This is a genomic window from Mesorhizobium intechi (assembly GCF_002879535.1).
In the GTDB taxonomy this organism is placed as follows: Bacteria; Pseudomonadota; Alphaproteobacteria; order Rhizobiales; family Rhizobiaceae; genus Mesorhizobium; species Mesorhizobium intechi.
The window spans coordinates 23,718-35,498 of sequence record NZ_PNOT02000357.1; the positions used below are offsets into that span (position 1 = coordinate 23,718).

General features: G+C 62.4%; 14 protein-coding genes. 12 read left to right on the forward strand and 2 right to left on the reverse strand.

Annotated elements, in window-relative coordinates:
• The first annotated feature begins 205 nt into the window (after positions 1-205).
• The 3 genes from dapA to C1D09_RS30175 all read left to right on the forward strand — a co-directional run bounded on the left by dapA (position 206) and on the right by C1D09_RS30175 (position 2,387).
• Complete coding sequence (dapA, locus tag C1D09_RS30165) at positions 206-1,087, forward strand: 4-hydroxy-tetrahydrodipicolinate synthase (RefSeq protein WP_143977614.1); 882 nt, start codon at positions 206-208, stop codon at positions 1,085-1,087.
• A 25-nt stretch (positions 1,088-1,112) separates the two neighbouring features.
• Positions 1,113-1,592, forward strand: a complete 480-nt coding sequence (gene smpB, locus C1D09_RS30170; protein WP_006202221.1) for an SsrA-binding protein SmpB — start codon at positions 1,113-1,115, stop codon at positions 1,590-1,592.
• An 84-nt stretch (positions 1,593-1,676) separates the two neighbouring features.
• Positions 1,677-2,387, forward strand: coding sequence for a glycoside hydrolase family 25 protein (locus C1D09_RS30175; RefSeq protein ID WP_143977623.1), 711 nt, complete (start codon positions 1,677-1,679; stop codon positions 2,385-2,387).
• Positions 2,388-2,396: 9 nt separating this feature from the next.
• On the opposite strand, the gene C1D09_RS30180 is transcribed toward C1D09_RS30175, so the two are convergent.
• A complete protein-coding gene (locus tag C1D09_RS30180; RefSeq protein ID WP_143977615.1) occupies positions 2,397-3,053 on the reverse strand; it encodes a uracil-DNA glycosylase in 657 nt (218 codons plus the stop codon).
• A gap of 11 nt (positions 3,054-3,064) precedes the next feature.
• Positions 3,065-3,646: a LabA-like NYN domain-containing protein gene (locus C1D09_RS30185; RefSeq protein ID WP_091577098.1), complete on the reverse strand. Its 582-nt coding sequence runs from the start codon at positions 3,644-3,646 to the stop codon at positions 3,065-3,067.
• Positions 3,647-3,964: 318 nt separating this feature from the next.
• On the opposite strand from C1D09_RS30185, the gene rpoZ reads away from it, so the two are divergent.
• The 9 genes from rpoZ (at position 3,965) to era (ending at position 11,514) form a co-directional block, all read left to right on the forward strand.
• The gene (gene rpoZ, locus C1D09_RS30190) at positions 3,965-4,366 is read left to right on the forward strand and encodes a DNA-directed RNA polymerase subunit omega (RefSeq protein WP_143977616.1); all 402 of its coding nucleotides are present in this window, start codon (positions 3,965-3,967) and stop codon (positions 4,364-4,366) included.
• Between the two features lie 128 nt (positions 4,367-4,494).
• Positions 4,495-6,723 (forward strand): RelA/SpoT family protein, encoded by a 2,229-nt coding sequence (locus tag C1D09_RS30195; protein ID WP_143977617.1) that lies wholly within the window; start codon positions 4,495-4,497, stop codon positions 6,721-6,723.
• 30 nt (positions 6,724-6,753) lie between these two features.
• Positions 6,754-7,332, forward strand: a complete 579-nt coding sequence (pyrE, locus tag C1D09_RS30200; protein ID WP_019857195.1) for an orotate phosphoribosyltransferase — start codon at positions 6,754-6,756, stop codon at positions 7,330-7,332.
• 66 nt (positions 7,333-7,398) lie between these two features.
• A complete protein-coding gene (locus C1D09_RS30205; RefSeq protein WP_167514816.1) occupies positions 7,399-7,779 on the forward strand; it encodes a VOC family protein in 381 nt (126 codons plus the stop codon).
• Positions 7,780-8,042: 263 nt separating this feature from the next.
• Positions 8,043-8,642, forward strand: a complete 600-nt coding sequence (locus C1D09_RS30210; RefSeq protein WP_143977619.1) for a DUF2062 domain-containing protein — start codon at positions 8,043-8,045, stop codon at positions 8,640-8,642.
• Positions 8,639-9,052: a holo-ACP synthase gene (gene acpS, locus C1D09_RS30215; protein ID WP_143977620.1), complete on the forward strand. Its 414-nt coding sequence runs from the start codon at positions 8,639-8,641 to the stop codon at positions 9,050-9,052. The genes C1D09_RS30210 and acpS overlap by 4 nt, the downstream gene beginning before the upstream one ends.
• A 77-nt stretch (positions 9,053-9,129) precedes the next feature.
• Positions 9,130-9,879 (forward strand): signal peptidase I, encoded by a 750-nt coding sequence (gene lepB, locus C1D09_RS30220; RefSeq protein ID WP_010915103.1) that lies wholly within the window; start codon positions 9,130-9,132, stop codon positions 9,877-9,879.
• A 4-nt stretch (positions 9,880-9,883) separates the two neighbouring features.
• On the forward strand, positions 9,884-10,597 hold the full coding sequence (gene rnc / locus C1D09_RS30225; RefSeq protein ID WP_143977621.1) for a ribonuclease III: 714 nt from the start codon (positions 9,884-9,886) through the stop codon (positions 10,595-10,597).
• On the forward strand, positions 10,582-11,514 hold the full coding sequence (gene era / locus C1D09_RS30230; RefSeq protein ID WP_140887189.1) for a GTPase Era: 933 nt from the start codon (positions 10,582-10,584) through the stop codon (positions 11,512-11,514). The genes rnc and era overlap by 16 nt, the downstream gene beginning before the upstream one ends.
• Positions 11,515-11,781: the final 267 nt, after the last annotated feature.

An 11,781-nucleotide genomic window follows, 5' to 3' on the forward strand; every position in this document is an offset into this window, starting at 1 on the left:
TAAACAAAGAGTTATCGAGGCCGTTCGAATTGCGCTTGCTGGCACCATGGCAATGCTTGCCGCGCAACCGTGTCGAGACTATGGTGCGCCGCTTCGCTTTCCGTTAGAAGGCGCGCACGATAAACACCGATGCATGTCACCCAAAAGTGGATTACCAGTTTTGGGACAATGACATGCATGAACAAGTCCCAAGGAGTTGGACGACATGCTGAGAGGCTCGCTTACTGCGCTCGTGACACCGTTCGAACAGAGCGGGCGTTTCGACGAGAAAGCCTTTCGCGCCTTTGTCGAATGGCAGCTCGGGGAAGGCACGACAGGTCTGGTTCCGGTGGGCACGACCGGCGAGTCGCCGACGCTGTCGCACGATGAGCACCGCCATGTCGTCAAGGTCTGCATCGAGGTGGCCAAGGGCCGCGCACCGGTCGTTGCCGGCGCCGGTTCCAACAACACCGCGGAAGCCGTTGGCCTCGTGCAATATGCCGAAAAGGCCGGCGCCGATGCCGCCCTGGTCGTCACGCCCTATTACAACAAGCCGACGCAGCGCGGCCTCTACGAGCATTTCGCCGCCGTCGCCAGGGCGACCAAGTTGCCGATCATCATCTACAACATCCCGCCGCGTTCGGTGATCGACATGATGCCGGAGACGATGGGGCGGCTGGCGCACGACTTCAAGAACATCGTCGGTGTCAAGGACGCGACCGGCAAGGTCGAGCGTGTGTCCGAGCAGCGCATGACCTGCGGCAAGGACTTCATCCAGCTTTCCGGCGAGGATGCCTCGGCGCTCGGCTTCAACGCCCATGGCGGTGTCGGTTGCATTTCGGTGACCTCGAACGTCGCGCCGCGGCTGTGCGCCGAATTCCAGGAGGCGACGCTTTGCGGCGACAGCGCCAAGGCGCTTGAATTGCAGGATCGTCTCTTGCCCCTGCACAAGGCGATCTTCCTGGAGCCCGGCGTGTCCGGCGCCAAATACGCTCTGTCGAAGCTCGGCAAGGTGGAGAATGTGGTGCGGTCGCCACTTGTCACGGTCGAGGAGTCGACCGCGGCGAAGATCGATGCGGCCATGAAGCACGCCGGCTTGATTAATTGAGGATGAGGCGCCACCTCTCCACATCATGAATCAAGTCAGAAAAGCCGATCCCAACAACAAGACCGTTGCGGAAAACCGCAAGGCGCGGTTTTCCTATGAGGTGCTCGACACGATCGAGGCCGGCTTGGTGCTGACCGGCACCGAGGTCAAGTCGCTTCGCCAGGGCCAGGCCAACATCCAGGACAGCTATGCCTCGGTCGAAGGCGGCGAGATCTGGCTGATCAATTCCTATCTGCCCGAATATCTGCAGGCCAACCGCTTCAACCACGAGCCCAGGCGGCGGCGCAAACTCCTGCTAAACAAGCGCGAGATGGCCAAGCTGTCGCAGAGCGTCGACCGCGAAGGCATGACGCTGGTGCCGCTGAAAATCTATTTCAACGACCAGGGCCGCGCCAAGCTGCTGCTCGCCGTGGGCCGCGGCAAGAAATTGCACGACAAGCGCGAAACCGAAAAACAGCGCGACTGGTCTCGCGAGAAGGGCCGGCTCTTGAAGGAGCGTGGGTGAGAAACATCAGGCGGTAGCCCTCGAAAAAGCCAGGTTGGCTTCAAATTGCGGGCAAGCGCAACCGGCAGATACCAGGGGGACGCTCTGAAGAACCGGATCATCCTCTGGGGGTTGACGAGCCTGGCGTTTGCGGCGATGGCGGCGGCCGGCGGCTTCTTCTACTTCCACACCTATTCTCCCGACCGTAACAAATATCCGGTCAGAGGGATCGACGTCTCGCATCATCAAGGCCAGATCGACTGGCGGCGCGTTGCCGCCGACGATGTCGCCTTCGCCATCATCAAGGCGACCGAGGGCGGCGATCATGTCGATCGCGCCTTTGCCAGCAATCTGCTCGAGGCCCGCGCGGCCGGCATCGCCGTGGGCGCCTACCATTTCTTCACCTTCTGCCGGCCAGGCGCAGACCAGGCGAAGAATTTCATCTCGGTGGTACCGCACGATCAGCCCATGCTGCCGCCGGTCGTCGATGTCGAGTTCGGCGGTAACTGTCCGCAGCGCCCATCGCCCGAACAGTTGAATGCCGAACTCCAGGCTTTCCTCGGGCCTGTCGAGCAGGCGTTCGGTAAGACGGCGATCGTCTATCTGACCGATGAGGCCGAGGCTGCCTATGCCGGGCAGATCGCAACTCGCCCGCTCTGGCTCCGGTCGCTGCTGGTGGAACCGGACCGCCACGACTGGATCTACTGGCAGTACCACAATCGGGGGCGCGTGGACGGTATCGCGGGTGACGTCGACCTGAACGTCCTGCAGGGGGGGCCGGAGAAATTGGCCGCGCTGCTTACGCCGGCGCATTGAGGAGTGAATCTATTTCTTCAGGAACGCGGCTATCTTGCTGAACACGTTGACGAACATTTCCTCCGTCAAGACGCCGGTGTTGGTGTTGTAGCGTGAGCAGTGATAGCTGGAAAACAGCATGATGCCACCGGCCGGCAACTGCCCGCCATGCCTGAACGGATAGGCGGCGACGCGCTCGCCGAGCGCCCGCACGGTCGACTGGTGCGCGATCGATCCGAGCGCCAGCACCGCGCGTAACTTGGGAAAGCGTGCAATCGTCGGCACCAGGAAGCTGCGGCAGGTCGAGATTTCCGCGCCGACAGGCTTGTTCTCCGGCGGCACGCAGCGCACTGCATTGGTGATCGCCGTGCCAACGAGCTCCAGCCCGTCATCGGGCCGCGCCTTGAACTCACCGCGCGCAAGCCCGTGCGCGATCAGCGTCGAGTAGAGCAGGTCGCCGGCATAGTCACCGGTGAAGGGGCGGCCGGTGCGGTTGGCGCCGCGCAGACCGGGCGCCAGCCCGACGATCAGAAGCTGGACCGTGTCCTCACCCTGTGGTGGCAGGAAGGTCGGCACCGGCGCGTTGAACCAGGACGGCTCACGTTCCCGCCACTCGGCGATGAAGTCATGCAGCCGCGGGCAGAGCTGGCAGTCGCGGCTGGGTTCGGAAGCGGTGAGGGCGGTCAAGGCGACCGGCCTCAGAAGTCGTCCTCGTCGACTTCAGCCGGTTCGGGCCGGCGCACGGGCCTTTCAGAGGGATCGCGGCCGACTTCGTTCTTCAGCGTCGTCAGGTCGATGAAATGGTCGGCCTGGCGGCGCAGATCATCCGAGATCATCGGCGGTTGCGAGGCCATGGTCGAGACGATCGACACCTTGCGGCCGCGCCGCTGCAGCGCCTCAACCAGCGTGCGGAAGTCGCCGTCGCCGGAGAAAATGACATAGTGGTCGACGACGTCGGCGAGCTCCAGCGCATCGACCGTCAGCTCGATATCCATATTGCCCTTGATCTTGCGGCGGCCGGTCGAGTCGGTGAACTCCTTGGCGGGCTTGGTCACCACCTTGAAGCCGTTATAATCGAGCCAGTCGATCAGCGGGCGGATAGAGGAGTATTCCTGATCCTCGACAAGCGCCGTGTAATAATAGGCGCGCAAGAGATAGCCGCGCTTCTGGAAACTCGACAACAGCTTGCGATAGTCGATGTCGAAGCCGAGCGCCCGCGACGTAGCGTAGAGATTGGCACCGTCGATGAATAAGGCGATTTTTTCACGTGGGTCGAACATGGAAAATATTCCTTTTCGAAAAATGCGGCCGTCTAAACGAAATGCGGTAGCGACTATCGGTCAGGCGCGTAATAAACCGGCTGACCTGTCCATCCGAGATAACGCCAGTTTGGTGGCAATCCAAGGCGTGATAGGGCAATGCAAGCAATTGTGATCGCGGCGTCGAACGAACGACGCGGGCGGTTGGCCAAATCCGGTGTTTGGGCAGGGATTGAGCGCCAATAGTCCCGCCAATGCCAAGATGCTTGTATTTTCGCGGCGTTCGGGTTATGGACCGCGCCTGTTTTCCATCAAATCCAGGCATGAAAGGGGCAGTCCATGGCCCGCGTAACCGTTGAAGATTGCATCGACAAGGTCGACAACCGCTTCGAGCTGGTGCTTTTGGCCGGCCACCGTGCTCGCCAGATCAGCCAGGGCGCGCAGATCACCGTTCCTCGCGACAACGACAAGAACCCGGTCATTGCCTTGCGCGAGATCGCCGACGAGACACTGTCGCCCGACGACCTCAAGGAAGATCTGATCCATTCCCTGCAGAAGCATGTTGAGGTCGACGAGCCCGAGGCCGATGGCGAGGTTATCGCCGACCAGACCGGCGGCGCTGTCGCTGCCACCGAAACCGACGATGCCGAGGACAACATCACGTTCGATCGCATGACCGAGGAAGACCTGCTGGCCGGCATCGAAGGTCTGGTACCGCCGGAAAAGAGCGACGACTACTAAGAGAGTTTTCTGGATCTGCCCGGAACACGTTTCCGGCACTTCCGTCCCGGCAGTTTCGTGGCTATCTATGACATGCGCCGTACAGCAGTGCGGCGCATGATTCATTTCATCGCTGAGAGATTCCGCCCATGATGCGTCAGTATGAGCTTGTCGAGCGCGTCCAGCGCTACAAGCCTGACGTCAACGAGGCGTTGCTCAACAAGGCCTATGTCTATGCCATGCAGAAGCATGGCCACCAGAAGCGCGCTTCCGGCGATCCGTATTTCTCGCATCCGCTCGAAGTCGCCGCCATCCTCACCGAAATGCACATGGACGAGGCGACGATTGCCGTCGCTTTGCTGCACGACACGATCGAGGACACCACGGCGACGCGGGCCGAGATCGACGATCTGTTCGGCCCCGAAATGGGCAAGCTGGTCGAGGGCCTGACCAAGTTGAAGAAGCTTGATCTCGTTTCCAAGAAGGCAGAGCAGGCGGAGAACCTGCGCAAGCTGCTGCTGGCGATCTCGGAAGACGTCCGCGTGCTTCTGGTCAAGCTCGCCGACCGGCTGCACAACATGCGCACGCTCGACCACATGCCGGAAGCCAAGCGCCTGCGCATCGCCGAGGAGACGATGGACATCTATGCGCCGCTGGCCGGGCGCATGGGCATGCAAGGTATGCGCGAGGAGCTGGAGGAGATCGCCTTCCGCTACATCAATCCGGAAGCCTATCGTGCCGTCACCGCGCGGCTCGCCGAGATATTCGAGCGCAACAAGGGCGTGCTGACCGACATCGAAAAGGCGCTGTCGGCGCTGTTTGAAAAGCATTCCATCAACGCCGGCGTGAAGAGCCGACAGAAGAAGCCCTGGTCGGTGTTCCGCAAGATGGAAGCCAAGGCGCTGTCCTTCGAGCAACTGTCCGACATTTTCGGCTTCCGCGTCGTCGTCGATACGGTCGAGGACTGCTACCGCGCGCTCGGTGCCATCCATACCACATGGTCCATGGTGCCGGGCCGCTTCAAGGACTACATCTCGACGCCGAAGCAGAACGACTACCGCTCGATCCACACCACCATCGTCGGCCCCTCCCGCCAGCGCGTCGAGCTGCAGATCCGCACCCGCGAAATGAACAAGATCGCCGAATACGGCGTCGCGGCGCACTCGATCTACAAGGATACCGGCGGCAAGACGAACGGCGCCGGCCATGCGATCTCGAAGGAGACCAATGCCTATGCCTGGCTGCGGCGCACCATCGAGCAACTCGCCGAAGGTGACAATCCCGAGGATTTCCTCGAGAACACCAAGCTGGAACTGTTCCAGGACCAAGTGTTCTGCTTCACGCCAAAGGGCATGCTGATTGCCTTGCCGCGCGGCGCCACGCCCATCGATTTCGCCTATGCGGTGCACACCGATGTCGGCGACACCTGCGTCGGCGCCAAGGTCAATGGCCGCATCATGCCGCTGATGACGGAACTGAAGAATGGCGACGAGGTCGAGATCATCCGTTCCAAGGCTCAAGTGCCGCCGGCGGCGTGGGAATCGGTCGTCGTCACCGGCAAGGCGCGCGCCGCCATCCGCCGAGCGACCAAGAACGCCATCCGCAAGCAGTATTCCGGTCTCGGCGCGCGCATTCTCGAACGCGCCTTCGAACGGGCCGGCAAGAATTTCACCAAGGAAAGCCTGAAGCCGGTCCTGCACCGGCTTGCGCGCAAGGACATCGAGGACGTGCTGGCCTCTGTCGGCCGTGGCGAACTGGCTTCCACCGACGTCATGAAGGCAGTGTTCCCTGACTACAAGGACGAGCGTGTCACGCCGGCAGCGCCAAAGCAGCGCGAGGAGGGCTGGTCGAAGATCCGCAACGCCGCCGGCATGCTGTTCCAGATCCCGGGCCGGGCCGCGCGCAAGGACAAGGACCAGCCGCGCGACGGCGCCGTGCCGATCCGCGGCGTGCGCGGTGACCTGCCGGTGCGCTTCGCGCCGGAAGGCGCGGTGCCGGGCGATCGCATCGTCGGCATCGTTCAGCCGGGCACCGGCATCACCATCTATCCGATCCAGTCGCCGGCGCTGCAGGCTTTCGACGACCAGCCCGAGCGCTGGATCGATGTGCGCTGGGACATTGACGAGCGCACCAAGGAGCGCTTCCCCGCGCGTGTCTCGGTCACCGCCATCAACGCGCCGGGCTCGCTCGCCGATATCGCCCAGGTCGTTGCGTCCAACGACGCCAACATCCATACGCTGTCGATGGTGCGCACGGCGCCCGACTTCACCGAAATGCTGATCGATCTCGAAGTCTGGGATCTGAAGCATCTCAACCGGCTGCTGTCGCAGCTCAAGGACAATTCGAGCGTCAGCGACGCGCGGCGTGTGAATGGCTGACATGGCTGATCTATCAGGGGGCAGGCGCAGATGAAGACCGATGAAGTGCTGGGCATTTTCCGCGAGGCGGGTGCTGTTCTGGAGGGGCATTTCATCCTGACGTCGGGCCTGCGCAGCCCGGTCTTCCTGCAGAAGGCGCGGGTGTTCATGCATGCCGACAAGACCGAGCGGCTTTGCAAGGCGCTGGCCGAAAAGATCCGGGCAGCGGTGCCAGGCAAGATCGACTATGTCGTCGGCCCGGCGATCGGTGGCCTGATCCCGGCCTACGAAACCTCGCGCCACCTCGGCGTGCCGGCGATCTGGGTCGAGCGGGAAGGGGGCGAGTTCCGCTTGCGCCGCTTCGAGATCGCCAGGGGTGCGCGCGTCGTCATCGTCGAGGATATCGTCACCACCGGCCTGTCGATCCGCGAAACCATCGAGTGCCTGCGCGAGCTTGGCGCCGAGGTGGTGGCCGCCGCCTGCATCATCGACCGTTCAGCCGGCAAGACCCATGTCGGCGTGCCGCTGATCGCGCTCGCCGAATACGAGGTTCCGGCCTATCCACCTGACCGGCTGCCGCCGGAGCTTGCCGCGATACCGGCGGTCAAGCCTGGCAGCCGCAATATCTGATCATGCATGTCGCCCAAAAGTGTGCGGCGTTTTGGGAGTGACGACATGCGTAAAGGCAAATTCGCAATGATCGTCGGGATCGATCATTTCGTGCTGACGGTGGCGTCGCTCGAAGCGACCTGCGCCTTTTACCAGCGCGTGCTGGGTTTCGAGCGCGTCGACCCGCCAGGTCGGCCGACAGCGCTGGCTTTTGGCGGCCAGAAGATCAATGTCCACGAGATCAGCCGCACGTTCGAGCCGAAGGCGAAGGCACCGACGCCAGGGTCAGGTGATTTCTGCCTGATTACCGAACGACCGCTCGACGAAATCCGCGCCCGTCTCGAAGCCAATGGCGTTGTGCTCGAACTGGGGCCGGTCGAACGCATCGGGGCGCGCGGTCCGATGATGTCTGTCTATTTCCGCGATCCGGACGGCAATCTTGTCGAAGTCAGCCAGTACTTGCCGTAGCGTCTCGGATATCAGGCTGCGACCATAGGCCGAAGCCATTCTCAAATTCGCCGCGATTGTCAGGTGTTGGAGACGTGAACCTTACCAAAGATTATGGCGGCGCGGCCGCTGTACAGGTAGCCTTCGGTTGTTGTCGGGGTTGCGGATCGCTATATTAGCGTCGCGATTGCCTTCGGGTGACCGTAAAGCGCAAGATGTGGCGGTTGCAGCCCGGCTGAAGACAGCAGGGATGCGAGCTGTAAAGTATCGGGAATAGGAAGAGAGTGCTTTTTCGTCGCCGCAAGCCTGATGGCCTTTTGGAGCGGGTGCGCACCTATCTGTGGCCGCGCCGGTCGTTCTCGCGCTCGCTGCAGTATTTCTCCAAGCGCATCCTGCGGCTGAAGGCCACGCCGCACGCGGTGGCAGCCGGTGTGGCGGCTGGCGTCTTCGCTTCGTTCTTTCCCGTGGGCTTCCATTTCATCATTGCCGCCGTTCTGTGCTGGGTGATCGCCGGCAATCTGGTGGCGGCGGCACTCGGCGCTGTTTTCTTCGGCAATCCGCTGACTTTTCCCATTCTGTGGGGCGCGTCCTGGGAAACCGGCAAGCTCATCCTGCACGATCGCCTGCCGGCACATGGTCCGCCGGCGCATCTCGGCGAGATGTTGCACACGCTTTCCTTCGCGAAACTATGGCATCCTGTGCTCGAACCCATGTTGATCGGCGCGGTGCCGCTCGGACTGGTGTTTGGCCTCCTGTTCTACGGCGTCACCCGCTGGGGCATGAATGTCTTTCGCGAGCAGAGGCGCAAGCGGCTGGCCGAGCGCGCAAGCCGCCGCGAGCAGCCGCCTCATCCCGGAGCAAGCATCGGTTCCGCTACACGATGATCATCGGTATCGGCAGTGATCTGATCGATATCAGGCGCATCGAGAAATCGCTAGAACATCACGGCCAGCGCTTCGTCCAGAGGATCTACACCGAGGCAGAACAGGCGCGTTCGGAAAACCGCCGTGCCCGCGCCGCCTCCTACGCCAAGCGCTTCGCCGCCAAGGAGGCCTGCGCCAAGGCACTGGGTACGGGCATGGCGCAAGGCGTGTTCTGGCGCGACATGGGCGTCGTCAACTTGCCCAGCGGCGCGCCGACCATGGCGCTGACCGGCGGGGCGCTGGCACGGCTCGAAAAAATCCTGCCCCCAGGGCATCGGGCGGCGATCCACCTCACCATCACGGATGATTTCCCGCTCGCTCAAGCCTTTGTGATCATCGAGGCGTTGCCCGTCGAACAAGCGCCACATTGATTGCATCTGACGACTGGCATTGACGTTGCCCAGCGCGCGCCGAGACTCTATACATCCAACGCACAATCGAGGACGACATGAGCGTGGCTGAAAAATCCCAGAAGAAATCCGGCGGGCTTGGCGAGACCGTCAGCGTCATCGTCCAGGCGCTTTTGCTCGCGCTGGTCATCCGCACGCTGTTGTTCCAGCCCTTTTCGATCCCGTCGGGATCGATGCGGCCGACGCTTCTGGAAGGCGACTATCTGTTCGTCACCAAATGGTCTTACGGATATTCGCGCTATTCGCTGCCGTTCGGGCCTGACCTCTTCTCGGGCCGCATCTGGGGCTCCGAGCCCAAGCGTGGCGACGTTGTGGTGTTCAAGTTCCCGCCGGATCCGTCCGTCGACTACATCAAGCGCGTGGTCGGCCTGCCCGGCGACAAGATCCAGATGAAGAATGGCCAGTTGTTCATCAACGGCGTCGGCGTGCCGCGTGTGAAGACCGGCCAGATCGACAATCCCGATATCACCGAAATGCCTCAGCCGATCGACGTTTACCGGGAAACCCTGCCAAACGGCGTCAGCTACGATACGCTCGACCTCAATCCGAATTCGATCGGCGACAACACGCGTGAATTCGATGTGCCGCCCGGCCACTATTTCATGATGGGCGACAACAGGGACAATTCCGCCGACAGCCGCTTCACCGTCGGCTACGTTCCGGCCGAGAACCTGGTCGGCCGCGCCAACCTTGTCTTCTTCTCGATCGCCGGCAAGGCGAGCCCTCTCGAAATCTGGAAATGGCCGTCGCTGATGCGCGTTTCGCGCCTGTTCCATTTCGTCAACTAGGGTCATGGCGGCAACAAGACGGTTGACCGCCGACGCGCTCGCCGAAGCGCTGGTGGAACGCACCGGCCACGCCTTTGCCGACCGCCAGCGCCTGCAGCGCGCGCTGACCCATGCCAGCGCCCGCGGCGCCAATGCCGGCACCGATTACGAGCGTTTCGAGTTTCTCGGCGACCGCGTTCTCGGCCTGATCGTTGCCGATATGCTCCTGACGGCGTTTCCCGATGCGGCGGAAGGCGAATTGTCGCTGCGGCTCAATGCGCTGGTCAATGCCGAGGCGCTTTCCGAGATCGCCGAACATATCGGACTGCCGGACCTGATCCGCGCCGGATCGGATGTGCGCGGGCTCGAGGGGCGCAAGCGCGTCAATCTGCGCGCCGATGCCTTGGAATCGCTGATCGCCGTGCTCTACCTCGACGGTGGGCTGGAGGCGGCACGCGCCTTCATTCACAAATACTGGCAGCCGCGTTCGCAGGCTTCCGGCGCGGCGCGCCGCGACGCCAAGACCGAATTGCAGGAATGGGCGCATCAGGCGGCGAGTGCGGTTCCCGCCTACCAGATCGACAGCCGCGAGGGGCCGGACCACGATCCGTTGTTCACCGTCAGCGTCAGGGTTGGCGCATTTCAACCGGCGACCGGCAGTGGCCGTTCCAAACGTGAGGCGGAGCAGGCAGCTGCGGCTGCCCTTCTGCTGCGCGAAGGTGTATGGAACGCGGCATGACCGATATTGAAACTGCTGAAACCCCCACCACGCATTCCGGCTTCGTCGCGCTGATCGGCGCGCCGAACGCCGGCAAGTCGACGCTGGTCAACCAGTTGGTCGGCGCCAAGGTGTCGATCGTAACCCACAAGGTGCAGACGACGCGCGCGATCGTGCGCGGTATCGCCACGCATGACAATGCGCAGATCGTCTTCGTCGACACGCCCGGCATCTTCAAACCCAAGCGGCGCCTCGACACCGCGATGGTGACCACCGCCTGGGGCGGCGCCAAGGATGCCGATATCGTGCTTTTATTGATCGATGCCGAGCGCGGCATCCGGGGTGACGCCGATGCCATCCTCGAGCGGCTTAAGGATGTGCGCCAGCCGATGGCGCTGATTCTCAACAAGGTCGATCGGGTCAAGCATGAGACGCTTCTGGCCCTGTCTGCGGCGGCGAACGAGAAAGTGCCGTTCAAGCGCACCTTCATGGTCTCCGCGCTGACCGGCTCCGGCTGCAAGGATCTGCTCGACTATCTGGCGCGGGCGCTGCCGGCTGGCCCCTGGTACTATCCGGAGGACCAGATTTCCGACCTGCCGATGCGGCAACTGGCGGCCGAGATCACCCGCGAAAAACTCTATCTCAGGCTGCATCAGGAACTGCCCTATTCCTCGCATATCGAGACCGAGAAATGGGAAGAGAAGCCGGACGGCTCGGTGCGTATCGACCAGACCATCTATGTCGAGCGCGACAGCCAGAAGAAGATCGTGCTCGGCCACAAGGGCGAGACCATCCGCGCCATCGGCCAGGCGGCACGCATGGAGATCGCGGGCATCCTCGAGCAAAAGGTGCACCTCTTCCTGTTCGTCAAGGTGCGCGAGAACTGGGGCGATGATCCAGAGCGTTACCGCGAGATGGGGCTGGAGTTTCCGCACTAGCGGCCAAAGGACAGCAAAGCTTGCCATCGGCACGGCTTCGGCCTGCCGGTTGGTGTAACGCGGTGCTCGCCGATCACAGGCATTGGGCGTGATCGGCGAATCCAGTAGATGGTCGCCGGACTGCCCGATCGGTCGACATGCCCTGGAAACGAGCCAGCCGATTTGTTCGGCAGGCTGTGTCGACCCCATCGGCGACCGGGGGACTTTGGCGTCTTTGCAGCCGAGAATCCCGAGCGCTTTCTGAAAGATTTCTGATCTTGTGGCGGG